We start from the raw sequence: 25,704 nt of genomic DNA, 5'->3' as shown, positions 1-25,704 counted from the left end.
GGCGGCTCATCACGGGATCGGCTTGACGAAGCGATTGGCCTTCGCGGCCTCGTTCATGTCCTTCCGCCGGAAGTAGATTGCCCGACCGCAGCGGATCGGGCTGTGGCCCTGAACGATGATGATCTGCTCGTCTTTTCGCATCGATTGGGTGATCTCGTGCGGCATGATCAGCGGCCGGCGTTGGAAGTTGACGCTCTCGGATTTGCGCGATGCGCTGTTCTTCGTGTCCCAGCCGATGTTGCGGGAGCTTCCCTTCACCTCCACCGTCATCTCGCCGCACTGCGCCGAAACATTGCGCGCCGTGTCGAGCGCCTTGATCGCGGCATAGGAGGCGAAGGCGCAGCCGTCGATCCACGACGTCGCGCCATCCTTCCCGAAATGCCGCTCCAACTGGCCGACCGACTGGTACATCAGCATCATGGAAATGCCGTACTTGCGGCCGCGATCGCGCGCCTCCTCGAGTACCCGCATGTAGCCGAGGAGATCGACCTCATCGAGCATGAACAGCGCCCGGCGCTTGAAGCCGCCATCGGCCTGGACCATGGCGTTGATCAGCGAGCCGATGATGACGCGGCCGATCCCCGGATAGGAGCGCAGGATCGATGCCGGGATGTTGAGGAACACGTCCTTGTTGCCCGAGACGATATCGCTCGACTTGAACGCATTACCGCAGACGAGCGCGGCGTAGCTGTCGAGCGAGAGCCATTGTGTGTCTTTCGACGCCGTCGAATAGACGCCGGAGAAGGTCTGCTCGGTCATGTTGGTGAAGACGCCGAGCGTCTCGCGGATGAACGCGGACGCGGAATGCTCCTGAATGTCGCGCAGCATCGCCAGCACCGAGGGCTCCGGCTCGGACACGATCTGCCGGAGACTGCGTAAGTTTCGCCGGCCGGCATATTCGGGCGACAGCATCACATGGGTGAGCAGGCCGGTCAGGAGATTGTGCGCCTGGTTTTGGAAATAGGAGCCGGTCGAGCTTTCGAAGCGTATACTTTCCGACAAAAGCATGTGGGCAATGCCGACGATGTCCTCTTCCTTTTGCCGTGAGTGCTCGATGCCATCGAGCACGTTGAAGCCCATGATCGGGTTCGTCGGATCAAGCACCATCACCTCGCGGCCGAGCACGCGGGTTCGGTGCTCGACCACCATGGGCGCGACCTCGGTGGAAGGATCGAGGCAGATCAGCGGCCCGGTATAACGCAGCGCCGTCGGCACCACATTGCTCGTCGTCTTGTATCCACCCGACCCGGCAAAGAAGAGCATATGCGTGGAATCGAAGTCTTGGCGGTAGGTCAGCAACGGGGTCTTGCCGCCTTTCCCCCATGCGGCAGGATCGTTCGGATCGAAGGGCAGTTCATGGACGATGTCCTTGTCGACGCGGTAGCGCTCGCCGACCACGATCTCGCCGTCCGGCGGAAACAGCTTTCCCGCCGCCGACATCGGCAGCCAGTCCGCGTCCCCGAAGGTTCCGAGCTTGGCGCGCTTCACCGGTTCGGACACGACGGTGGAAATACGCGCGGCGATCGCCACCGCGATGAAGCCTACGACCGCGCCGACGACAGCGACCATGTCGAGATAGGACAGTGCCCGGTCCCATGATAGCGCGCCGCTCTCCACGGATGGGGCGAGCCGGCCGAATTCACGGACCGCGTAGAAGCCGGCGACCGTCAGAAAACAGGCGAGGCCTGCCATCGCGACCGGCCTTCGCCGGTGCAATGGCAAGGCCCAAACGGCCAAGAGGCCGGCGAGCGGCCCGAACAAAAGCGCCGGCACCGGCGAGACCCGCAGGAACCAGTATTGCGTTTTCCCCGACATGCCTTCGGCAAGAGCCTGCCAGCGCCAGCCGACGACATAGACGGCAAAGGCGGTGACGGCGACGGGCACCAGAACGAGCAACAGGCTCGGATGCGGTTTTGCCTTCAGTGCCATTCCGGCGCCTCCGCGATGCCGGATGATCCCGCATCCAGCGCGGGAGCCTTGAAGGCTTCCTCGCCGATATCGCGCAGCCGCCGATGCTCGGCAGAGCCGGGCGCGACGCTTGCCAGTTCGATGAGGCCGCCGAGCAGAAACGCCCGGTCGGCGTTCGACAGTCCCGCCCTGACGACGATGCCGCCAAGCAGGAATTTCTCGCGGGCCTCCTTTTTGCGATCAGCCGTCATGAGAAACCTCCGCCGTCGTTCCAGACCCGCCATTTGGCGGTCGACGCGGCGAAGCAGTTGCGCCAGCAGTCCCCTTCTTTTCCCCTTTGCGAAATCGCGCGGCGATCTCTTCGAAGACCGCGTCGAGCTCCTCGTCGGCGATCTCCATCTCCGCCAAACCTGATTTTGTCGCGGCGCGTGCAAACCGTTCGGCGGATTTTACTATCAGCGTTCGTCTGCGCTCGCGCAGCTTTTCGATCTGGGCGTCGATATCGGAAATCGATGATTTTGCGGCCATTCGGGTATGTCCTTTCCTGTTCGAGCAATCTGATCGGCGTCGATTATACTATCTGGAAAATGATAGTAAACTAGGCTAGTGTGTATCATCCCGAAAACGTCGCAGCCGGAAAGCCGGCCGATGGCCGTCTTCCGGAGAAGCGGTATCGGCCCTTCGGTCCGATCGGTTTGAGGGCGCAATATACGTCGCTGGCGCGACGTGCTCGGAGAGGTCTGGAGACGGTCGTGGCGATCATGTTCGTCAGAGCGCAGGTGATCAGCAGGGGAGCGGGGCGAAGCATCGTCTCGGCCGCCGCCTATCGCCATCGCGCCCGGATGATGGACGAGCAAGCCGGCACGTCCTTCAGCTACAGGGGTGGGGCCTCTGAACTGGTGCATGAGGAACTGGCGCTGCCGGACCAGATCCCGGGCTGGCTGAAGGCGGCGATCGACCGACAATCCGTCGCCAAGGCGAGCGAGGCGCTCTGGAATGCGGTGGAGTCTCACGAGACACGAGCGGACGCGCAGCTTGCCCGGGAGCTGATCATCGCGCTGCCCGAAGAACTGACCCGGGCGGAGAACATCGCCCTGGTGCGCGAGTTCATCCGGGACAATTTGACGTCCAAAGGCATGGTCGCGGACTGGGTCTATCACGACAAGGACGGCAATCCGCATATCCATTTGATGACGACGCTCAGGCCCCTGACGGAGGAGGGGTTCGGGCCGAAGAAGGTGGCGGTGCTTGGCGAAGACGGCGAGCCGTTGCGTGTCGTCACGCCGGACCGGCCGAACGGAAAGATCGTCTACCAGCTCTGGGCCGGCGATAAGGAAACCATGAAGGCATGGAAGATCGCCTGGGCGGAAACCGCCAATCGGCATCTTGCGCTTGCCGGGCATGAGATCCGGCTCGACGGCCGCTCCTATGCCGAGCAGGGCCTTCACGGCATCGCACAGAAACATCTCGGGCCGGAGAAGGCGGCGCTCGCGCGCAAGGGCGTCGAAATGTATTTCGCGCCGGCCGATCTTGCGCGCCGACAGGAGATGGCCGACCGGCTGATCGCCGATCCCGAGCTTCTGCTGAAGCAGCTCGGCAGCGAACGCTCCACCTTCGAAGAGAGGGATATCGCCAAGGCGCTGCATCGCTACGTCGACGATCCAGTGGACTTCGTCAATATCCGCGCGCGGCTTATGGCCTCGGACGATCTGGTGCTGCTGAAGCCGCAGGAGGTTGACGCGCAGACTGGCAGGGCGTCGGAGCCGGCGGTCTTCACCACGCGAGAGATCCTGCGCATCGAATATGACATGGCGCAGTCGGCGCAGGCCCTGTCGGAGCGCAAGGGCTTTGGCGTCTCCACGAAACAAGTTGCGGCTGCAATCCGAAACGTCGAAACGGCCGATCCGGAAGAGCCATTCAAGCTTCACGCGGAACAGGTCGATGCCGTCCGTCACGTCACCGGCGACAGTGGCATGGCCGCTGTGGTCGGTCTTGCCGGCGCGGGTAAGTCGACCCTGCTTGCTGCCGCGCGCGTCGCCTGGGAAAGCGAGGACCGGCGGGTGATCGGTGCGGCGCTTGCCGGCAAGGCGGCCGAAGGGTTGGAGGACAGTTCCGGCATCAGGTCGCGCACGCTGGCTTCCTGGGAACTGGCGTGGGCCGGGGGGCGTGAACAGCTCGATCGGGGCGATGTGCTGGTGATCGACGAGGCCGGCATGATCTCCTCCCAGCAGATGGCCCGCGTCCTGAAGATCGCCCAAGAGGCGCAGGCGAAGGTTGTTCTGGTCGGTGACGCCATGCAGCTGCAGCCTATCCAGGCGGGCGCGGCCTTCCGGGCGATCACCGAGCGGATCGGGTTCGCGGAACTTGCCGGTGTGCGCCGCCAGCGCGAGCAGTGGGCGCGCGATGCATCCCGTCTCTTCGCCCGCGGCAAAGTCGAAGAGGGCCTTGATGCCTACGCGCAGCAGGGCCACATTGTAGAGACCGAAACCCGTGCCGAGATCGTCGACCGCATCGTTTCCGATTGGACCGATGCCCGCCGTGACCTGCTTCAGAAATCCGCCGCGGGCGAACATCCGGGCCGGCTTCGCGGCGAAGAGCTGCTTGTTCTCGCCCACACCAACCAGGATGTTCGGAAGCTCAACGAATCCCTGCGCAAGGTCATGATCGACGAGGGCGCACTGACTGCTGCGCGGGAATTCCAGACGGCGCGTGGGTCTCGTGAGTTCGCCGCCGGCGACCGGATCATCTTCCTCGAAAACGCCCGCTTCATCGAACCGCGGGCACGGCGGCTTGGGCCCCAATACGTCAAGAATGGCATGCTCGGCACGGTCGTTTCGACCGGCGACAAACGCGGCTGTGCGCTGCTGACGGTGCGCCTTGACAACGGCCGGGATGTTGTCATCAGCGAGGACAGCTATCGCAATATCGATCATGGCTATGCTGCGACCATCCATAAGTCTCAAGGGTCGACCGTCGACCGGACCTTCGTGCTCGCCACCGGCATGATGGATCAGCATCTGACCTATGTGGCGATGACCCGCCATCGCCACCGCGCCGATCTCTATGTGGCGAAAGAGGACTTCGAGGTGAGGCCGGAGTGGGGGAGGAAGCCGCGCGTCGATCATGCCGCCGGCGTCATCGGGGAGTTGGTTGAAACTGGTGAGGCGAAATTCCGGCCCCAGGAGAGGCAAGCGAAGGAAAGCCCCTACGCCGATGTGAGGACCGACGACGGAACCGTCCATCGACTTTGGGGCGTGAGTCTGCCGAAGGCGCTTGAGGAGGGCAGCGTCTCGACGGGCGATACCGTCACGCTCCGCAAGGACGGTGTCGAGAAGGTCATTGTGAAGATTCCCGTCACCGACGAGGAAACAGGCGAGAAGCGTCTCGAGGAACGTGAGGTCGAGCGCAATGTCTGGACCGCGAACCGAGTCGAAACCGCCGATGCGCGCCAGGAGAGGATCAAGCGGGAAAGGCATCGGCTGGAACTGTTCAAGCAGCTTGTCGAGCGCCTTGGGCGATCCGGCGCCAAGACGACGACGCTCGATTTCGCGAGCGAGGAAGTCTATCAAGCGCACGCCCGCGATTTCGCGCGGCGGCGTGGTATCGACACGCTCGCCGAGGTCGCGGCCGGGATGGAGGAGGGTGTTTCCCGGCGGCTGGCGTGGATTGCGGAAAAGCGTGGGCAGGTGGCGAAGCTTTGGGAGCGGGCGAGCGTTGCGCTCGGCTTTGCGATCGAGCGCGAACGGCGTGTCTCGTATAACGAGGAACGGACCGCATCCTTTTCGGCGGGAATCCCGTTGGTTGGGAAATATCTGATGCCGCCCACCACGAAATTCTCCCGCAGTGTCGAGGAGGATGCACGTCTTGCTCAGCTCTCCTCGGAGCGGTGGAAGGAGCGAGAGGCCGTCCTGCGCCCAGTGCTGGCGAAAATCTATCTCGACCCAGATGGCGCGCTGTCGGCGCTGAATGCACTGGCATCGGACACCGCCATCGAGCCACGCAAGCTCGCCGAAAATCTCGGGTCTGTGCCAGACCGCCTGGGCCGTCTGCGGGGATCCAACCTGATGGTCGATGGCCGCGCCGCGCGTGACGACCGCACCGCGGCCACGGCTGCGGTGTCGGAATTGCTACCTCTGGCGCGCGCTCATTCGACCGAGTTCCGCAGGCAGGCGGAGCGCTTCGGTATCCGCGAGCAGCAGCGGCGCGCGCATATGTCATTGTCGGTTCCCGCGCTCTCGAAAACGGCGATGGCGCGTCTGGTCGAAATCGAGGCGGTCTGCGACCGCGGCGGGGCCGATGCCTACAAGACGGCCTTCGCCTATGCCGTCGAGGACCGCTTGCTGGTCCAGGAGGTCAAGGCCGTCAATGAGGCGCTGACCGCACGCTTCGGCTGGAGCGCCTTCACCGCGAAAGCGGATGTAGTCGCCGAGCGCAATATGTTCGAACGCATGCCGGAGGATATTCCCCCCGAGCGCCGCGAGAAGCTCGCCCGCCTGTTCGCCGTCATCAGGCGCTTTGTCGAGGAACAGCATCTTGCCGAAAGACAGGATCGGTCGAAGATCGTTGCCGGCGCCAGTGTCGAGTGGGGGAAGGAGACGATGGCCGTGCTTCCAATGCTTCCAGCTGTCACGGAGTTCAAGACGACGGTCGCCGATGAAGCGAAGGAGCGAGCGCTCGCCGCTCCTCACTACGGACACCACCGCGCCGCCCTCGTTGAGACGGCAACACGCGTCTGGCGAGATCCAGCAGACGCGATCGGCAACATCGAGGAGCTGGTCGTGAAGGGCTTTGCCAGTGAGCGGATCGCGGCGGCCGTTAGCAACGATCCCGCCGCCTACGGTGCGCTACGCGGCTCCGACCGCATCATGGACAAGCTGCTTACCACAGGACGCGAGCGAAAAGAGGCATTGCAGGCGGTGCCGGAAGTGGCAAGCCGTGTCCGCTCGCTCGGCGCGTCTTATGCCAGTGCCGTCGATGCCGAGACCCAGGCCATCGCGGAAGAGCGACGGCGGATGGCGATCGCCATTCCCGGGCTGTCGCAAGCGGCCGAGGACGCGCTCAAGCGACTGGCGGCGGAGATAAAGAAGAAGGACGGGAAGCTCGACGTCGCCGCGGGCTCGCTCGATGCGCGCATCCGCCAGGAATTCGCCGGGGTCAGCCGGGCGCTTGATGAGCGCTTCGGCAGAAACGCCATCCTGCGCGGTGAGAAGGACGTCATCAATCGCGTGTCGCCGGCCCAGCGCCGCGCCTTCGAGGCGATGCGAGATCGGCTGCAGGTCTTGCAGCAGACGGTTCGCCTGCAGAGCAGTCAGGAGATCATTTCGGAGCGTCAGCGGCGCGTCATTGATCGCGCCCGCGGTGTCACCCGATGAGGATATTCAAGAAAGCAGAAGGAGAAACAAATGCCTGAACCGGAAACCTCCTACGACGCGATCGTCCGCGCCGAGATCGCCATCGAGATCGTCAACCAGGCGCGCGCCATCGTCACGGCCCGCGTCTACGAGCTTGAAGACAAGGAGCCCGGCGCGGCAGAGGAACTGCGCCGGCGCCGGCGGGAGCTCATTGAACTGCAGCAGAGCATCCGCGCCGGCGACCGCGATGCAATCGAAAACCTCATCGCGCTCTGGGGTCCGCGCGTCCAGGACGAGGCCCGCTTCTGGGCGGAATTCTGACAATGGTGGCGGAGGCATCCGGCCCGCTCTCGCCGGAGAGGAACGAGAGTATTTTCCGCAACGACATTCTGCCCGATTATCTGCCGGAGACGATGCGGCCAGCAGAGCGCCCGCGGCTCATCCTGCTCGGCGGACAGCCGGGCGCGGGCAAGACGGCGGTCCTGATCGCGAGCCATGCGGAGCTCGAGCAATACGGATCGACAATCCGCATCGTCGGCGACGATCTGCGCTCCTATCACCCGCAGTTCCTTGCCTTCCAGCGGCAAGATCCCGAGACAGCGTCACAGTTTACTCAAGGTGATGCTGGTCGCTGGACGGAGAAGCTGCTGGCCGCCGCCGCGGAGCGAAAGGTCAACATCGTCTTCGAGACCACGATGCGGACCCCGGAGAACGTCACCCGCGTGATCGGGGTGGCGCGTGATGCCGGCTATGACGTCGAAGCCCGTGCCGTCGCGGTCAACCCGCGCCTCAGCTGGCAGGGCAATAACTATCGGTTCGAGGAGATGTTGCGTTTGGGCGACGCGGCGCGAATTCCGCCGCAGCACGTCCATGACGCCGCCGTCACCGGGCTTCGGGTCAGCCTGGACAAGCTGGAGAGCGAGCGCCTGGTGGATCGCGTGGAAGTGCGGACACGCGGCGGCAGGATCCTCTACGACAATGAGATGCGGGACGGGGATTGGTCGCGCGCGGTCGGTGCGAGGCAGGCGCTGGAAGCGGAGCAGTCTCGACCGATGACACGTCCTGAGCTCCAAAGCTTTGCCGACGACTGGGACTATGTGGTCAGCCGGATGGAAGAGCGAAACGCCCCGGACGATCGGATTGCCGCGGTGAGGACCCGCGCCGTCGAGGATGTGAACTATCTGCTCACGCAACGCCGCGCCGCCGACGGCGACGAGGGTTCTCGGCGGGGGCGGACGATTTTCCAGAGCCAGGCCGATGGGCTGGGTCTGTTCGTGGAACTCTATGACAACGCGGTGCGCGACGCCGAGCGCCGGCCCGCTGGAAACATCGAAGCCCATGCGTCCGGCCGTCTTGCGCAGACCTACATGGCTTTGAAGCTGGTCGAGGCTGCTCGCGATCTCGGCCTTCTGCCGGAGGACGGGAAATTCGTCGCGACGCGCGCCATGGTCCAGGACAAGCGCGGAACCCAAGAGTTTCCGGCGGCGCACCGTCTGCCGGCCGATCTTGCCGTGGAAACGCCGGACGGCGCGCGTCGGCGGCTCACGGATCATTTTGCAGTCGTGCTCAATCGTGTCGCCGTCGATCGCGAGGTGTTCAGCCGAACAGATCGCTTATCGCGTATGGCCAATGTCATGGACTCCTGGCTCGAAGCCGCCGGAATGCGCAAAACGCTCGATCGAGCTGCCAACGCGGTCGCGACCGGCGGAATGTCGGCCGACGCCGCGATGACAGGGGTCATTGAACCGGGTTATGCGGCGGCAATTGCGCTGGCCCGGCGCCGCCTTGACCGGAACTTCGCAATCGCCGAGCGCGCCGTCATCGCCACCGCGATCATCGATGAGAAGGGGGAGCCGTTTCGCGCCATGCGGGACGATCTTCGGCTACGAACGGCCGATCTCGCCAACCGGGCGCGAGCGAAAGCCATGATGAAGGCGGTTCTGGCGGAGACGGCGCGGCATGGTCATCTTGATCCGGAACAGCGCCGAGCAGCAGATGAGTTTGTCCGCGGGATTGCCGAGAACGAACGCAGTCACGGTGTGCGTCGTGCGCCGTTGCAGGATCCGACTGCCACGCAATCCGGTGCCCTCGTGCCAGCGCGGCAACTGCCCGACCTAACCGAGCCGGAGGTCGCCGATCGCCTGCGCGCGTCGTCACGCCTGGCCGACAAGCGCGCCGAGATCGAGAACCTGTCGCGGCTGGTGTTCGGCAGCAGCCAAGCGGTTTCCGCAGCTGTCGACCGGATCACCGATGCGCGAAGCGGTGCGGCCGCCGGCACTGATGTTCGTGCGGGCGGCCTTGGCGACATGGCCGGGGAGGGGCGGAAACGGTTGCGGGGTCCGAGCCCTGAGCGCCAGACGGCGGAGGCACATGCGCCGCGGCTTGCGACAGCCCTTGCCGATTATGGTCTGGCGGTGGATTTCGAGCGGCACCAGATCGTGACACAGCATCGCGAGGAGCAAGCGCGGCAACGGATGGAAATTCCACGACCGTCAGAAGGGCTATCGAAAGTGCTGAACGCCGAAGGTCACGAGCAGGTCCGTCGACTGAATGCCGAGCCAACGCTGCGCCGCGAGCTTGAGACCGTGACGCTCGCGATCACCAAACGGCTCTCTCCAGCAGAGAAAGCAGACCTGAAGGGAGGCAATGTCGTCGGCCTCGCGTCGTCGCTTGGAGTAAGCCATGAGCAGGCCGCTTCGCTCCGGCTTGTCCACGAGCGCGCCAGGGCGCTGCAGGGCAGGTCGCTGCGACAGAGCCGGGAAATCGCACGGGCAAACCAGCTGGATATTCGATCCTGACGGTCTGAAGGCTGGCTCGACAAGGTCGGCCGGGCTATCGTCCGCCCGGCCAGTTTTGCCGATTTTCAAGGCGCTCGCGGATCGCTCTGAAGGGCACGCTGCCAGCGGGCTGCCACTCGACGGCTGCATCCGGAACTGTCGTGATGGTCGCCAGGCTTCCTTGCAACAGCGTCCGGATGCTGGAGAAGATGACGAAGTCCTCAGCTTCCACCCGGAAGTGCAGCGCTTCATCGGTCGCTCTCAGGATTGCGCGTGCGGCGCCAAAGTCGAGAAGCTTGTCGGTGCTGTGGGCGCCGATCGACCGGCAATAGGCGCTAGATCGGGCGCAGACGTTCTCAGCGAGGCACTCTGCGTGTGGGGTCCGCACGAACCCCTCAGCGATATGTCTGTACAGGAGCCACCTCCATGACCTGGGTTCCTATTGGGATACGACTGTTCGGTTTGGTTCACACCGACAGCGGTGCGGGTGCGCGCGCGCGCCGGTTGAGCGGCTCGGCCACCTTGATCTTGCGGCGCATAGGCGACGCTCGTAACCTCTCCCGTCGCCCTGCATTGATCCCACGCACGACTGCATCCGCAGTCGCCAGTTGCGCCGCGATATGAGGATCCATCAACTCACCAAGGGAAACCGCAGGTTCCGCCGCACTTTCTTCTTTGTGTCCTGTCCCAACCGAAGGTCACGCGATTTCTGTATAAGAAATACCGTCGGAGGCTAACGCACTCAGAGCCGTGCGCAGTCTTGAAGAATTGAATCCCCTGCTATGCGACCGCACCGAAGTTGATAAGCTGTCGGTCTCTACAGGACGCCGAAGCGCTGACGATGACAAAGTTGGCATGGTTGAGTGCCTCACCGATCGCAAAAGAATCCCTCCTTCCAGCAGTTGCACGCTTCATCTTGGAAGCGCCACAAAGTTGCGTTCAACAGAAATGGCGGTAGATTGACGGCAGAGGCACGATAGGAAACGAACTCTAGCGAAGCGAAACGAAATCAGGGCCCGTAAGCCGTTGATAAAGAATGGAAAGTTTTTTCTTCCTCCGTCGAAAGACGGGAGCGATTTCAAAGAGCTGTTCAAACAACTAGCTGCGGCGGGGGCGGGTCGGCCGTTGGGAAGTGATGGGTTTCCCGCAGGCCCATGGACGCCCGAGCTTCTTGCAGAGGCGATTTCACAGATCGATTCCAACCGGATCGGGGTCGATCTGCGAACGGTGCAGCTTTGGTTTCAAGAGAACGACAAGGGAATTAGCACCGCCAACATTCGTTGGCTGGCAAGGATTTTTGGGTGCGATGATCCGGCGGCCACAAGCGAATGGCAGATAGAACTTAGCGCGGCGCAATCTCGGTTAACCGCCAAGAGGCGAGATTCAAAGAAAGCGGAAAACAGCGATGCGCAGTACGCTCCAGATCTGGAGCGTACTGCGACCGCCGATGATGAGACGGAGTCTCCGTCGGAGCTGACACAGGATACGCACGCCCAGGAGCCGCGTCGGCCTTTCAGCTTGGCGAGGAGATCAGAGGCGCTTTTTAGTCGCGGATCTCCCTTGGATTTACCGGCGTCGGTATTTGCCGGTGCCACCGCTCTTGGGTTTTTGTCTTATATTACGGGGATTCACAACGCTACTTACGGCCGTGCGGATGGCATTGTTAAGCAGGTCGGATTTCTTTGGGCACCAAATTGGACATTCGTCTTCATGGTGCTCCTCCCACTGTTTTTTGCGTTCGCAATTGAGCTGCTGGTCTTCTGGAAATATGAAGGGCGCTTAAAGCTTGTAGCGCAGGCCGACCGGATGGAAAGCGACGACGCTTGGGAGCGCAACGTTGAAGCTTCGTCGTACACATATTGGGCGGTCTTTTTCATCTGTGTATTGTTCGCCGGTCTATTTCAATGGGTCGGCGTCTGCTTGCTCCCGTTGATCAACGGCGGTGGCAACTATGCGGTCGATTGGGGCAAGCTGGCACTTGTGCGCCCTGAAGTCATATCAGTGCCGACGTCGATTGTATTCACGGGACTCGCTTACCTCTACATGTGTCTGTGCTTCTATCTGTTCTTCGCAGGCCTCATTTTGCTTCATACGTTGGTTCACGACCTTTGGAAAATTGGTGAGGCATCGAAGAACTGGGCGGGAGTGGATTATCCATACGAAGTCAATGAAGTCAGCCTGCGGGTGATGCGCGGAATTTTTCGATGCACTGTTTTGGGGATTCTGATCGCCATATGCATGAAGGCCCAAAGCTCTTACCTAACGTCGAATGGAAAGAATATTGTGGCTTGGTTGGTCGGCGATATGTTTTCAGCCTTCCAGGTACGCAACAATGTGAGCGACGGGGTTCGCTATAGAATGCCGACGCATTACAGCAGCCTACTTATCGCTATCTCGACCTGTGTTGTTTTTCTGTACGGTTCCATCCGTTTAGGTGTCGGACGTCGGTGTCATTTTCCTTTGTGGAGGATGTCGGCGGTCGTAGCGTTACTCTTTGCTAGCTACCTGCTGATCGACGTATTCGCTGGCTTTTCAATCCTTATGGGCGTTGGAGTGCTGCTTGCGATGTACGGCCTGTTTGATCCAGGGGTTGGGCAATGGCGAGCGAGTGAGTTAGGAAACAATCAGAGTGTATCATAGTTGGCTTGACCGTTGGGATGAGAGGCGGGCGCGACGCGGCGAGGAAGGGAAGCGAAGAACGGGTCTCATCCTTGACGCGGAACGCGCGTTTCCAGACGCGAAGAACGTAGCGACGATCGAGGAGTTTTGTGTTCTTGCGGACCAGGCCGTGACTGATCCGGCCTATTTCGATGAGCCGGGCGGGAGTAACCAGGGTTTTGAAAGGCAAGACGGGTGGCTCAAATTTCCATCTGACATTTCCACTGACGTCGAAGACAACAACGTCGTCTGGGCAAAAATCACAGAAAGCGGGTCGCTTGAACAGGCATTGGTGATTTTTCACCATTGGAATGCAGCCGTGCGAAATCGTCAGATTGCCAAATTTTTCTCACGGCGTGGCATCACGGTTGTTGAGATTGCTATGCCTTATCATTTCGAGCGCCGACGTCCGGGCTCCTCGCACGCCGATTATATGCTCAGTGCGAATCTCGGTCGAACGATCCAAGCTGTAAGGCAGGCAGTATGGGATGGGCGAAAACTCATACGTTGGTTGAAGAGCGAAGGCTATCGAGAGATTTCGGTTCTCGGTATGAGCTTGGGCTCCTGGGTCGCGGGGATCATTGCGGCGCACGACTCGGCTGTGTCTAAAGCCTCGCTGTTTCTGACCGCGGGGAGTCTTGCGGATATGGTTTGGACGGGTCGCGCGACACGATTGATACGCGATAGCCTTGAGCCTGAGATTGAGCTGAGCAATCTAAGAAGGGCTTGGGGTCCACTTAACATGGAGAATTACGCGCATCGTTTGGCACAGCGTGATCTCGACCTTCAGGTTGTGTTGGCTAAGAGAGACAAAGTGGTCTTGCCAGAGCTGTCGGAGAGATTCATGCAGAGGCTGAAGGACGCCGGAGCTAAGCCAAATATTTTAGAATTAAACTGTGGCCACTATTCGCTTGCCATGCCGCCTTACATTTTACTGGCCGGTTTGAGCTTGAAGCGGTTTCTATCGTGTGCTGACAAACCGGCCCCTGAACATTAAAGGGGCACCGATATACGATAGGCGGATCGAAGGGCGAACGGGATGGCGCCGAGGCCGGTTTTGTCAAGAGCAGGCTTGTCTTCCTAATCGCCGGTCAGGTTCACCTGCTCCCAGGTGAGCGGGCGACAGGCTGGAAAGCAGGTGCTCGGGTACAGCTTTGCCCGTTCGCGCAGGGCATCGACCACGCGGCCGGTATCGATCGTGTTCCAGTGAAGGTAGCTCCTTGGGCTGCAATTTGATCGACGTGTGTAATGATATAACATATCGCATAAGCTGAATTATGGAACACCGGCGTTCCACGCACCGGCGACCGGCACGGAGTGATCGGCCTTTACGAACCAAGGCCCGCGCGGTGCTGGCTCGAACCCGGTTACGGGCAGCAGTGGAGACCAGATGGGCGAACGCCCGGTTTCCGGAAGATCGAAGAGTTTACACATCAAGCGCTCAGCTCGACGGAGCCGGTCGCGCGCTCCGGTGATCCGCGCGGTGATGGGCCAGATTGAGCCAGAAAAGCGACGCGGCCGCGAAGGCGGGTCAGCACCTCTTCCGAAATGTTTACGTCCACCATCATGCGTCCTTTCGCGGCCGATGGCGGAGGGGCGGCGGCTGGTCGCATGCAAGAAGGATGGCACGGAAGTGACCGTCCATATCGCCATGAACCCCGTGGTGCTCGAAACATCGGAGGTCGCGGTCATTCTAACCGTAATCGACATATCGGCCCGCGAACTGGCGGAGCGAACAGAGTTTTTCGTCAAGGAACTGACACATCGCGCTCGCAATGTATTCGCTATCATTTGCGCCATTTCTCGGCAGCTTGGTAAGCACAGCGATTCTGTTTCGAATTTCCAGGACGCATTGGAAGATCGTCTCGCGGCACTTTCCGCGTCCTATCGAGTTTTTGAGAAAGAACGCTGGCAAGCAGCACCTGTCCGCGATCTTGTCCAGTCCCAGATCGCATTCCTCACGACGGAGGGCATGTCCCAGATTGACATTCAAGGACCGGAGGTTTGCCTGGAACCGGCTCCAGCGGAATACCTTGGCATGGCGGTTCACGAGCTTGCGACCAACGCCGTCAAGCACGGCGCACTTTCCGTGCCCACCGGCATCGTCGATGTTCGATGGTCATTTGATCCGAGGGCGCAGCTTTTCGAGTTTCAATGGACGGAGCGCAAGGGACCACCCGCTCAGCCTCCAGAACGTCAAGGCTTCGGGTCAGTCATTCTTAAGTCGATTGTTCCGGCCGCTTTCGGTGGCACGGCGGATCTGACAGTCGCTCCAAAGGACGTGTCGTGGACCCTGAAAGCTCCCTTGGCCACGGGAGTGATCCAGAAGTGACAGGCGGCGGCCGGGCGGCACAATGCGGCCCGGCGTGTCAACAGGGCGCCGGCGCTTTCAGTATCAGCTGCCGTCCGGAACACGAGACCGCCGGCGAGGAAGGGCTCGCGACTTCGGCGACGTTCCGCCTTGGCAGCGCCTGGAAGATCAGGCGCTGGCAACGCCGCGACGACCTCAATCGGAATGAATGGAGGCACGGACGGCGCTGACATTTGGCAGAGCTCTTTGCGCCACCGGAATAGCTGACTGACATGAATCCCGGCCGAGCGCGCCACATCCGAAACAACGGTTCCAGGCTCTAACGCCGCCGCTACCAGCCGTTCTTTCTCTTCGCGAGACCAATGCCGGCGACGCTCGACCGACGTGATCACCTCAATATGCTGCTTCGTCATAGGACTACTCCCAGTGCTACCACCAGGACTTCCAATGTTCGGCATCACATCACAAGACGGCCGTCACCGTGGGGATACCGCAAGGAAGCCTATCGGGCCCATGAAATGATCGCCTGAGTTCAATCCCAGAGAACCGGGATTGGTAACGGCAGTCGATGATGTGTAACGATCGAGCCAATGGTGAGGCCAACCCGTCTGATTCAATGCGCTTCAAACGCGCGCCAGCTTGATCAGGGTCCTCATCGGCGGATTTCCATCAGGGCCAGCGGTCCAACTTCATACCGCACAAACAGGCCGGACATATGAAAGCAACCGATCAAACCACCCGACAAAAAGCCCTTGCCATAGGGGGCGTCCACATATGAATCACGCAACCGACATACAACAACAGATTTACGGCTCACGCCTTTAGTCCAAAATCAGGCGCGCACTTGCGTGCGCGGCTTTCGCACGTGCGTTAGCCGTTGTGGCTGTTTGTCCCACAGCTAGAATTTCCGCAACGTGGTCACCATTACTGGTGGGAGGTCGCACATGTGCGCCAAACTTCGCGATTGGCGCGACCGATACAATTCCCGGCATGGCCAGCAATTGCGCAGTGTTTTTAATCCCACGAAAAATCCCGGGGCGTTCCGTCCAGATGAAATGAATGGCCGCCCCCTTGCTCTCGGCACAACGCCATTCGAGAGTTTTGCCAAGTGCAGCATCCAGCACTGCCTGCACCGCACTTAATCCAGTTGCCATCTCGATGAGGTGGCTGCCGATCTTTCCTCCCGCAAGTCGCGGATTGATCTCCATAATCCTGATATCTTCGCCATCCACGCGACATTCGGTATGCACAGCTCCATGGCAGATATCGAGGGCGTTGAGAACGCGGCACGTAGCTGCGGCCAGAGCGGCAGCTTCGGGCCCAACATAGGGAAAGCTATGGCCCGCCTCGATGAAATGGTTGCGTTTGAGCCCAGTCATCTCTTTGGTAGTCACTCCTATGACTTGGCAGGGTCCCGCACAAAACTGGATCGTCTCGACACTAAACTCTGTTCCAGCAATATATGCTTCCATTAAGATCCCTGGAGGTGAACCTTGGCCCGCGGAGTTGCGCGTGAAGCTTCGCGCGGTCGCCATATAGTCTGTGAGTTGGCTCTCGTTGTGAATAAGCCTAACCCCAACCCCGTCGTTCTCTTCTTGGGGTTTGACAACCAAAGGGTAATTCAGTTGCTGCGCCGCCGCCACGGCCTCGTCTGGGTTAAGTGCCAGAAAAAATGGAACATTGTGCTCGGGGGCACGCTCTGCCAATGCCAGTCGCATCAGGTGTTTGTTTCTTGCGCGAAGTGCAGCCTCATAGCCTAGACCAGGGAGGGACATTTCCTGCGCAGCAAGTGCAGCCTGGGGAACATACATGTCGGCCGTGGTCGTAACAGCTGCTATAGAGGAATTTAGACCTCTTTGACGCACGATCCTGACCACTTCGGCATGCTTGTTGGTGTCACAGAAGAAAATATTATCTGCAGAGGACAATACGTCCGCACCGTAACGGCCTCTGTCCCGCGTGAGCAGTGTCACATTGAGGCCTTCGGCATGGGCCAATTGCTGTGCCCGACTACCAGCTCCCGTGGTGCTCGCTTCAACGAATATGATCTCGCGCTTCATGGTGACTGCTGATGCCTATTACACCATTTCGTGTGGTAAATCAGGGCAAACAAAGAAGGTGTGGTACTGCAGCGCTAGACATTTGGGAGAAAGGACCGCAGCGACGAGCGTTAACCGGCCGAGGAAACTCAGTGCCGTATAGGGGATATGAACTTTCCCGCCATTTTGCGGCCAAGGTATCGGGGCGAAGCTTGGCATGCGATGAAACAGCAGAAGCCCCTGCGACCTCTGCGGGGGAGTGGGTATCGAAATCGCGACGGACGAAGCTTCGGGTTGGACAGTCAAAATGGTCAACTGCGGTCCATCGCCGATCCGTTCCTGCGTGGTGCCACAATGGTCGCATTCTTCGCGATGGACCGTAGGCAAGTATGAGGCGAACGGCTCATAACGTGTCCAGTTAGAAACACCTCCGCATCGCGCGCAGGTGTGGGTGGTAGGGGATAATCTGCGACAGAAGGTTGCGTAGCGCGTCTGGATCCATCCAGTCGTCTGGATAGATTGAGCGAGAGCTGTGATTAATGCAAGCTGCAGAGCGTGTCGTTGATGTTCGAAAAATTGACCGAGCTGCGCTACTTCTTCCTCACCAAGCCCCGTGATGTGCCAAGCATGATCCGTACTTCCGGCAGATTCTGTTAGGTCTTTGACGTTCGCGTGAATTTCAGCTAGGGCGGAACTTTCCGGTATCCAGCGCGTCAGAGCAGCGCTTAAAAGTTCGAGCCCAAGATTGTCCTCGAGCGCACGCCTTAAGGAAGAAGGCAAAGGCAGTTGCGGCGGCCTCGATTGCAGAGGACCGATCGAAGGCCGTATATTGACAGGGCTCAAGCGATGGAGGGGATCGCCAAGCAATTGAAATGCCACTCCTCTTTCGAAGCGATTCGACTCAGCATTGAGACGGTTTACGATCTCACCAAGACTATTTCCTTGTAGAAGTGCTTGTGCAAAAACCGCCGCGTAATGCGGCGAAGTATGCAAGTTGCGGAAGCTGCCTATCACCGCAGAGCCGAGACTGAAGAGAAGTGCCGCCAGCGAATACGATTCGGGAACACATGAATCGCCCAGTTTTAGAGATGAGCAGCAATTCAGAAAAATCACGTCTCCCAACTTGAAAGATGGAAGGATGATGGGGTCAGTAAGAAAAGCCGTATTGAATGTGCTGAACCACCTTGAATCGAGCCGTATGCAATATTCGCTACCGTGGCCTGTTATCACAACGCCTGATGGTGCGGGTAGGTTTGGGTCCAATAGACGTCCAATAACGAAATTCGAATCAATGACCTGCCTTCCCGCCGCATTATGTTCGGTCGCAGGAAACCCGTCGATAATCTCGTAGACTCGATTGCCATCTAATGGCCTGCGCGGGCGCATTTGGGGTGATACATTGGTGGCGAGGGAGAAACCGCAGCCTCGTTCCGGCTCTTGTATCGCCCACTGCGCCAAGGCGCGAGAAACGCGCACGGTGAGTTGCCGCCAGGTGCCACAGAAGGTGAGCGACGATGCCCGACATGAAGCCAAGAAAGCGTCAAGTTGCGCCTCATCTAGAATTGCGATTAATCTCCGGCTTGGAAATTGGCGCTTGGCGAACGCGCCGCAATTTGGCGCCACCAACACGATATCCTCTTCCATTTGAAACCTCAAATGATTGTTGAAGCGAAACTAGGTCCCACTTGATGTTTGTCGGACAACACCCGCCATGAAGTTCATGATGATCTGCGCTGCAAGTCGCGAGGTCATATCATCTCGGTCCAAAGGCGGACTCACTTCAGTGATGTCGAGAGCGAGCGTTGGTGCGTTAACCGCGATCTCGAACACCGCATCCAAAACCTCATGGGCAAGAAGACCACCGCAATTGGGAACGCTCGTACCCGGCGCATAGGCCTGGTCGATGCCATCAATGTCGACGGAGATGTATACTCCGGCCCCATCAGCGGTCCCATGCTCGATTGCGGTTCTCAGAGCGACAGTCCAACCTACTCGACGTATGTCGTAAGGTGTCATCACCAGGACCCCGGCTGCTTCGGCCTCGCGCATGTATGCCTCTGAATAAATCGCAGCGTTGATTCCCATCTGGACAACCTTGCGATAGTCAATCACGTCCGACAGCGTCCGCATCCAATGCCCGGAATGCTCCTTGCCTGGTATTGGTTCGCGCGAATCGAAATGGGCGTCAAAAACAATCAGCCCCATTGGCGCCCCAGAAAGCCTATCACGAACACCCCGTATCGCTGGGTCGGTAATAGAGTGGTCACCACCCAAGACTATTGGCAATAATCTGCGCGGCAGTGCGGCAATGGCAGCTCGAATGTTTGAGTATGACTGCTCGAGAGAGTGCAGCGCATCGACCGATCCACACTCTACGAAGGACGTCTTGTCCAACGACACCCGCTTGTCGACGCAATATGCGCTTAACGTATTGAGTGCCGAAAGAATTTTCTCGGGACCGAAACGACAACCAGGGCGATGACTGACCGCAAAGTCGAACGGCACGCTAACGAATCCAAAAGCTGGAGAATCGTGTGGGGCGCTCTGCGCGGTAACCCAACAATCCCGGATCCACCGCACAGTCGGATCGTTTACGATTGGTACAGAAGATGTAACTTGCACTTAGACGGACCCCGCGCTGGGAACGACGGTCGGGGTTTCCTCACCCTGATGCATGGCATGCAGGCCACGCTCCACCACTTCGTCCGCTCCGTGCCTGCCCTCGAATCGACGATAAAGGTGAAGTTTACGCTCCATCCCAGATGACTGTACTGAGTCCCAAACACGTTCCCGCAGCAGGCAAAATCCATCTTGAACCGGGGTACGAACATGTCTGGCAAACTTTGAGTTCCAGATTGTTTCCAAGCTGTCGCAGCGAACGTGCCCCAAGAAACGGCCAAGGCCGTTGCAGTCGTAAACCTCGCCAAATAAATTCACGAATAGCCCGACGTTGACTTGTCTACAGCGGTAGCCGCCTGACATTGGGCGTGAGGGTTTATAGGTTAAGCCGAACTCTTGCTCGTCTACCTTGCGTACAGCCTCGAGCATATTGTTAGAGCGCTCGCGCTCTAAAATCATGGCAGCCCTATCGGCGCGGCCTTCCGGTATAAGGGTCACAATATAGTTGTGCACATTATTGATTCGGCACCACCGATGGAGTTCGACGACCTCTTCGAAATCTTTCGACTCGTTAAACTGTGGCGTTACAACCATATCAACTGCTACACGCGTTGGTATCGATTGGTTGAAGCCCTTTTCGAGAAGGTAATGAAGGCCTGCGTTGGCTTTCTCGGCATAGCCGGCCAAGCCAACCATTTTATCTTGGATATGCGTATCGCTTGAGTTGTGCTTGATAAAAACAGTGGCCCCGAGCTGAAAAAGCCGGTCAGCTGCCGAACGGTCAAGATGGTAGCCGCTCGTGAATATGACGGGCGTCATCCCATGACCATGAACACCAGCAATTATGTCCCAAAATCCCACATCGATCATAGGTTCACCAGCACCGGGAAATTCGACAGTGGTGGCACCGAGGTTGCGGGCCTGCTCGATCAAATCGAGGCGCTCCGCAGTTGTCAGTTCAACACGGTTGGGTACGGAATTGTATCTATCGGGCGTCCGGTCGCAATAAAAGCAATTGAGCTTGCACTCGCCGGTCAAGTCCAGGTCGAGGTGCAACATACGATTATTGGAACGTGCGTCGTCAACGATGTCCTTGGAATAGTCAGTGCCGGCAGCCCAAAGGTTCTCGATGCGCTCTCGCGCAGCAACAATATGAGGTAGATCAGCGTAAGCCGTGCTCGCTTTACCAATGGACATCATTTCCCCCCGTTTTGAAAAGACATAGCGTCACAAATCGCCTCGACTACCCGGCGAGAGCCTGCGCCAACTCGTGTGGAGATGCCGTGAATGCATGGGTCCTCGACACAATCTGCAAGGACCCAATACTTGAACCAACTCTAAACCTGTACGGTGGCGAGCAGCTTGGAGACCTTCTCAAGTTTCTCAGAAATCAGCGCGGTATGGACAATCTTCTGGGCCTCGCTAAGTTCCCTAATTGCTAGCTTGAGGGCCTCGGCCTCGTCGCCTTTGCCATACTTTAGATCGCTCATGGAAATTCCTCCTGGTTAGAGTGTTGCAATCAAAGATCGTGATAGGCATCCAATTGCGCGGCATCACCCACCGTATATGCCGGCAAGAAGCCAACTCGCCAACCACGCTAAAAATAAGCACCAAATGTAGGAAAAATTGCAATCCTCAAATTTGACGGGTATACGCTGTTACTGCGCTATTTTGGGTAGCATCCCTTTTTTTTTTGGGGGTTACAAACTTATAGGCGGAAACCTTCCGCCTGACGGGGTGCGAGCCATGTGCTCGTGGGAGCGGTTCTGCGCCTTTGCGCGCGAGCCGGAACGACGGACGGTCGCTGGAGACGCAACCGTTTCGGTCGAAGGCGCATCCTATGAGGTCGAGCCCGAACTTGCCGGCGAGACGGTGACCTTGCTCTGGGGCCTGTTCGATCTGGAACTGTTCGTCGAGCATGAGGGCAAGCGCCTCGGGCCGTTCCAGCCTTCGCGCGGGGCGGTTCCCCTCTTTCGCTATCGCAAATACCAGAAGAGCCGGACCGAAGAGCGGCTCGACAAGGTGGTGCGGTTGGCAGACCAGCTTGGGCTCCCCCGCGCCGCGGTCACCGGCGGGGATCGCCCATTGCCTTCGCTGCCCTCGACTGCGGCTGGGCTGAGCGTATGGCGGACACCGTTTCCGGAACCCGCAATAGAGACCGCTTATCCAAATGGCCTCGCAGCCCGTGGCGCCATCGTCGATCAACTCGGCCTTGACCGAGCAACTGCGTCAGGCAGGCGTGCCGGCTTGACCCACGCTCTCGCTGGCAATTAATCTGAGCACGTGGCCGTCGTTTGCGAGCAGCCTCGGATGTTGGCGAGCACGTTGGCAAAGAGCGTGAGCAGGGCACGTTCTCCATTGTCAGATAATCTGAGCAGAAAATGCCGATGTTGGCGAGCACGAGCCGTTATGTTGGCAAGCGGCTACACCTATCGAGGGCTTGCAACGCATCCTCGTTACCAAGCGCCGCCAGCCCGTTTAGATAGTAGCCGCGTCTGGATGTCGCCTTGTCGTCAATGCCGGGCGAGTAGGCGTCTTCATGGACGGGGTCATTGCTTGGTGGCCAAACAAGATAAGCGGCCTTGATGAGATGACACAGTGTTTGAGCATCGGCATCAAGTGCGTCCCGCTCCTCGGCGCGCTCTTCGGCACGTGAGTTGGACAACTCTTCGCGCCCCATGTAGCGCTTGAACAGGCTTGCGCTGGACGGGCTCCATAGTGCTCCGAAGGTCGCGATCCATGTAGACCAGGCAGCTGCCGAATCAATAGCGAACAAGGCATCAAGCCAGAGCCACGCTTCGGCGAACCTAAACTCTATCACATGGGCTGCGAATTGCTGGCGGAGAATCGGTGATAGTTGTGAGGCCGAGACCGCATGACTCCGGGCAATTATCGTGAGAGCCATTTCCAAGTCGCGACGATTCTCGGGGATCCCTGCGGTTTGAAGCAGTTGGAACAGTGGTGCCGCTGTAAGCTCACGGATTGCAGAGGTGGAATAGGCTATGCGACTGAACCCGTCCGAGGAAAACTTCTCTTCACTGCTCGAGGTAATGTCCTGCGTGAGAACGGTCGTCGCCACGGTCACGAAAATTCCGGGCTTCAACGTGATAAGAGCCGGCATCCAGTCCGGAAAGCCGTTCATGTTAGAAAAGCCGTAGGTGAAGGCCCGTTCTATCAAGTCATCGGACAGGTTCGCCAGTTCGCTCAGCGATTGCAGGGCAAGGCCGGTCAATCCGATCATGGCCTGATAGTCGCTTTGTGCGGGGTAGGTAATCCCGTTTTCTCGCCAGTACCTTTTGAAGCCGGAGGCGAACAATCCCGCAATCAGCTGGCCATGGCGCTCGCGCATGCGTTCTATGACTGCTGGACCAAGGTCATTTGGACTCTTGTTTACCGCCCAAGCCAGATAACCAGGTCTGCGCCCCTGGGACAAACCACGGAAATCCCTGAGAAACGTTGCTCCGTTACGGAGCTTCCAGCATGCATCGATCACTGAATCGACACTAGCGTGAAACCTGTGTTTGATCTGGTACCAGTCCTTATGACGAAACTGATGCTTCAGCCGTCTTATCGGCGCTAGGTGGCCATAGGCGCGCTTTAACTCGCTGCTGCCATGGGTCCGCGCAAGGTTTCTAAGAATGGCGTTTGCGTGTTTGCGTTCTTCAGCGTCCCGGATCTCGTCAAACACGAATTGGGCGCAGGTGAAATACAGATCCCGATCCCTTTCAGTCTGCTCCTCGGCCATGAGGGCGCCAAGGCGCTCGATATCTTTCGAATTGAATACCTCGACTGCCTTATCGCTTCGATCGATCTTGAGCGGGCCGACTGCCTGGCGCGCCACGTACCATTCACTCTGCATATTTTCGAACAAAGCGAGGCGCATCAAGATTAGGTCGATCTTCAGGTCGTTCAACGGACGGATGGTCGTCGCGAGCTTGTCGAAGCTGGTCTCGCGCAGCGAATAGCTCTGCCTTCCGTTAAGACCGAAGACAAATTCGAGTGCTTCGAGCCGTACCGCCTTTGGCAACACTTCGCCACCGTGCTGCAGCAGCCTGTCCAATGCCTGGCAAATGGGGGCGCCAAGCATCCTGAACCTCGGCTGGATCGTCGGCATCATATCCCGGTCACTCTTTCGCGGAGCGCGCGCGAACCGAAGGAAAATCTGAAGCCAGTTCCCCAATTGATCCAATGATAGTTCGGCAACCAGCCCCTCCAGCAACATTGCGGTGGCTGATGCATAATTTTTGGCTTCCCGGCGGAAGCGATCCACGAGAGCGATTGCATCCAGGAGAGAAACACCGGCGGGCACGACGTATCGCACAGCACTGGCCACGAACAAGTTCCACGACGGCGCGCTTTGCGTATCCTCGTGCTTGGGAGCGGTCGACAGAAGCGCAGCCGCAAGTACATCATGGGCAAATGAAAAATCGTTCAAATCCGCCAGTGCAAGACAAGCCTCCGCCCTGACGCGAAGACCTTCGGTCTGATCGCAGGCGATTGTCCGCAGGTCCGCGGCCATTGACGTCATCTGGCCAAATCTGATCATCTCGACGAGTAACTCACGGACCTCAGGTGAAGTTGCGATCGCTAGCTGCTCTCCGATTGCCGGTGCCAGATCGGGAGTAACAAACTCCCGCACATCCTCCTGGTAAAACCATTCGCCTCGATAAAGCCGCTCCCGGTATGCAGCGACGTGTGCAGCAATGGCACGTGACTTCTCGTCAACCGTGAGCCGTGTCGGATCGCCGGTCTCAATAAGAAGCGACGGTCGGATCCTGGTCACAATCCTCCTCGCGATCGGATCGATCGTCGCCAACCATCCCAAGACGTGCTCGGTCGATTGAGGGACTTCGGTACATCCCAAGCCTTCTGCAAGGAGAGGCTTAACTACGTCGAGCGATCCGGCATTTTGGCCGATCGCCCGGCGGAAAAAGCAAGCAGCGAGGTAGTCACGCAACTCCCGATGGGCAAACCTCACTCGTCCGGAAATGGACGGCTGAAACAACCCATACGAAAGAAGCTGGCGCACATCCATCTCCGTCCAGCGATCGGCGTCGCTCGATAATGCCGAGAGCGCGTGGATCGCCATCGGTTTGTCCGGCTCGGACGTAAAATCCTGAACGTCCGATAGGACGGAGATCGCGGCAAGCTTTTCACATGCCTGCCGTCCCAGCAGGGGGTCAAGGTTCGATCGACGCTCCTGTCCGCTCTCGGTCCTCAGTCTGAATCTGACGATATCTTCGTATACCTGCAGCCTTGACGAAAAGATGCTGGGCGGCTCCTTGCCCTCCCCAACTGCTTCTAACCACAGATCGAGGAGAAGCTGCACGTCCAGTGGCTGCGACACGAGATTGGCGGCTTTAGCTCTGTCGATTGCTGCCGCGAACTGGTCGGGATCTACGCCACGGTGCTTGGCGATTTTCCTCACATCAGGCTTGCGAAGAGGTAGCAGGCGAAGCGTCTTTACTTTAATCTGTGCCTCTTGACTCGGATCCGAGACGCGAAAGCCCTTGATTGCCGTCTCGATCGCCCGCAGATCGCCATCACCCTGCCACTCGCTGGCCCTAGAGCTGATGATAACCCTCAGTTCCTTTCCTGCGGAACCTACCTCGCGTGAGAGACGCGCCAAAGCATCCGCCAAAGCGCTGGTATTGCGAGCATCAGGCAAGCGCGCTTCGTCAAGTGCATCAAGAAGGGCGACTGCCGGGCCGCGTTTCACCTTCCACCTCGCGAAGGCCGTCGGAGATGCTTCGTCGTGCGGTGAGAACGAATCCTCCGCGGACAGGCGGCAAAGTGCCTCAATCCTAAAGACGAAGGCAGGGGTGCCAGCGGAACGTAGCTCCTTTGCCAATTCCAGCAACTCTCGCGTCTTGCCGGCACCAGCAGAACCGAGGACTATCGCGCAGTCCAACGTCGCGACTTCGTGCCATGACTGGCCCTCGTTCCCACGTGAAGGGTTTGCTAGTGGTATCCGCCTAACATAAGAGTCCGTATGGGATTCCCTTTGGCGAGTGCGTATGCGAGTGTGGCGCATGCGCACA

At 59.2% G+C, this 25,704-nt stretch carries 17 protein-coding genes and 1 pseudogene; 7 read left to right on the top strand and 11 right to left on the bottom strand.

Annotated elements, in window-relative coordinates:
• Positions 1-9: 9 nt before the first annotated feature.
• From traG to AU381_RS24175, 3 genes are read right to left on the bottom strand one after another with little or no spacing between them, the layout of a single operon-like run.
• Positions 10-1,929, bottom strand: coding sequence for a Ti-type conjugative transfer system protein TraG (traG, locus tag AU381_RS24185; protein ID WP_014857689.1), 1,920 nt, complete (start codon positions 1,927-1,929; stop codon positions 10-12).
• Complete coding sequence (locus AU381_RS24180; protein WP_014857690.1) at positions 1,920-2,159, bottom strand: conjugal transfer protein TraD; 240 nt, start codon at positions 2,157-2,159, stop codon at positions 1,920-1,922. Before AU381_RS24180 ends, traG begins: the two co-directional genes overlap by 10 nt.
• A complete protein-coding gene (locus AU381_RS24175) occupies positions 2,149-2,436 on the bottom strand; it encodes a TraC family protein (RefSeq protein ID WP_015633561.1) in 288 nt (95 codons plus the stop codon). The genes AU381_RS24180 and AU381_RS24175 overlap by 11 nt, the downstream gene beginning before the upstream one ends.
• A 224-nt stretch (positions 2,437-2,660) precedes the next feature.
• Here AU381_RS24175 and traA point away from each other — a divergent pair, with 224 nt between their 5' ends.
• The 3 genes from traA to AU381_RS24160 are packed head-to-tail and all read left to right on the top strand — an operon-like array spanning position 2,661 to position 10,057.
• On the top strand, positions 2,661-7,280 hold the full coding sequence (gene traA / locus AU381_RS24170) for a Ti-type conjugative transfer relaxase TraA (protein WP_015633563.1): 4,620 nt from the start codon (positions 2,661-2,663) through the stop codon (positions 7,278-7,280).
• A 30-nt stretch (positions 7,281-7,310) separates the two neighbouring features.
• Positions 7,311-7,580 (top strand): hypothetical protein, encoded by a 270-nt coding sequence (locus tag AU381_RS24165; RefSeq protein WP_014857693.1) that lies wholly within the window; start codon positions 7,311-7,313, stop codon positions 7,578-7,580.
• 2 nt (positions 7,581-7,582) lie between these two features.
• Positions 7,583-10,057, top strand: a complete 2,475-nt coding sequence (locus tag AU381_RS24160) for a zeta toxin family protein (protein WP_014857694.1) — start codon at positions 7,583-7,585, stop codon at positions 10,055-10,057.
• Positions 10,058-10,091: 34 nt separating this feature from the next.
• Here the strand turns inward: AU381_RS24160 and rctB are convergent, their stop codons facing one another.
• Entirely contained in the window at positions 10,092-10,439 is a 348-nt protein-coding gene (rctB, locus tag AU381_RS24155) for an SMa0974 family conjugal transfer regulator (protein WP_420377204.1), read from the bottom strand.
• 623 nt (positions 10,440-11,062) lie between these two features.
• Here rctB and AU381_RS24150 point away from each other — a divergent pair.
• The 3 genes from AU381_RS24150 (at position 11,063) to AU381_RS24140 (ending at position 15,026) form a co-directional block, all read left to right on the top strand.
• Positions 11,063-12,676, top strand: coding sequence for an RcgA family putative transporter (locus tag AU381_RS24150; RefSeq protein ID WP_015633565.1), 1,614 nt, complete (start codon positions 11,063-11,065; stop codon positions 12,674-12,676).
• Entirely contained in the window at positions 12,666-13,691 is a 1,026-nt protein-coding gene (locus AU381_RS24145; protein WP_014857699.1) for an RcgR family putative quorum lactone hydrolase, read from the top strand. The genes AU381_RS24150 and AU381_RS24145 overlap by 11 nt, the downstream gene beginning before the upstream one ends.
• Positions 13,692-14,084: 393 nt before the next feature.
• Positions 14,085-15,026, top strand: a complete 942-nt coding sequence (locus AU381_RS24140; protein WP_015633567.1) for a sensor histidine kinase — start codon at positions 14,085-14,087, stop codon at positions 15,024-15,026.
• Positions 15,027-15,091: 65 nt separating this feature from the next.
• On the opposite strand, the pseudogene tnpA reads toward AU381_RS24140, so the two are convergent.
• The 6 genes and pseudogenes from tnpA to AU381_RS30370 all read right to left on the bottom strand — a co-directional run.
• Positions 15,092-15,418, bottom strand: a pseudogene (gene tnpA / locus AU381_RS31275) (IS66-like element accessory protein TnpA); the annotation flags it as partial.
• A 408-nt stretch (positions 15,419-15,826) separates the two neighbouring features.
• Positions 15,827-17,065 (bottom strand): ATP-grasp domain-containing protein, encoded by a 1,239-nt coding sequence (locus AU381_RS24130; protein WP_014857770.1) that lies wholly within the window; start codon positions 17,063-17,065, stop codon positions 15,827-15,829.
• Positions 17,066-17,083: 18 nt separating this feature from the next.
• Positions 17,084-18,688: a hypothetical protein gene (locus tag AU381_RS29010; RefSeq protein WP_014857769.1), complete on the bottom strand. Its 1,605-nt coding sequence runs from the start codon at positions 18,686-18,688 to the stop codon at positions 17,084-17,086.
• Between the two features lie 30 nt (positions 18,689-18,718).
• Positions 18,719-19,624, bottom strand: a complete 906-nt coding sequence (locus AU381_RS24120; RefSeq protein WP_219731943.1) for an agmatinase family protein — start codon at positions 19,622-19,624, stop codon at positions 18,719-18,721.
• 42 nt (positions 19,625-19,666) lie between these two features.
• Positions 19,667-20,860 (bottom strand): radical SAM/SPASM domain-containing protein, encoded by a 1,194-nt coding sequence (locus AU381_RS24115; protein WP_015633602.1) that lies wholly within the window; start codon positions 20,858-20,860, stop codon positions 19,667-19,669.
• A 140-nt stretch (positions 20,861-21,000) separates the two neighbouring features.
• Positions 21,001-21,153 (bottom strand): hypothetical protein, encoded by a 153-nt coding sequence (locus tag AU381_RS30370; protein ID WP_014857766.1) that lies wholly within the window; start codon positions 21,151-21,153, stop codon positions 21,001-21,003.
• A 256-nt stretch (positions 21,154-21,409) separates the two neighbouring features.
• On the opposite strand from AU381_RS30370, the gene AU381_RS24110 reads away from it, so the two are divergent.
• Entirely contained in the window at positions 21,410-21,937 is a 528-nt protein-coding gene (locus AU381_RS24110) for a hypothetical protein (RefSeq protein WP_015633601.1), read from the top strand.
• A gap of 133 nt (positions 21,938-22,070) precedes the next feature.
• Here the strand turns inward: AU381_RS24110 and AU381_RS24105 are convergent, their stop codons facing one another.
• The gene (locus tag AU381_RS24105; protein ID WP_144051999.1) at positions 22,071-25,523 is read right to left on the bottom strand and encodes an NACHT domain-containing protein; all 3,453 of its coding nucleotides are present in this window, start codon (positions 25,521-25,523) and stop codon (positions 22,071-22,073) included.
• Between the last annotated feature and the right edge of the window lie 181 nt (positions 25,524-25,704).

The sequence above is a fragment of the Sinorhizobium glycinis genome, assembly GCF_001651865.1.
GTDB lineage: Bacteria > Pseudomonadota > Alphaproteobacteria > Rhizobiales > Rhizobiaceae > Sinorhizobium > Sinorhizobium glycinis.
This window is presented reverse-complemented; position numbering and strand designations above follow the sequence as displayed.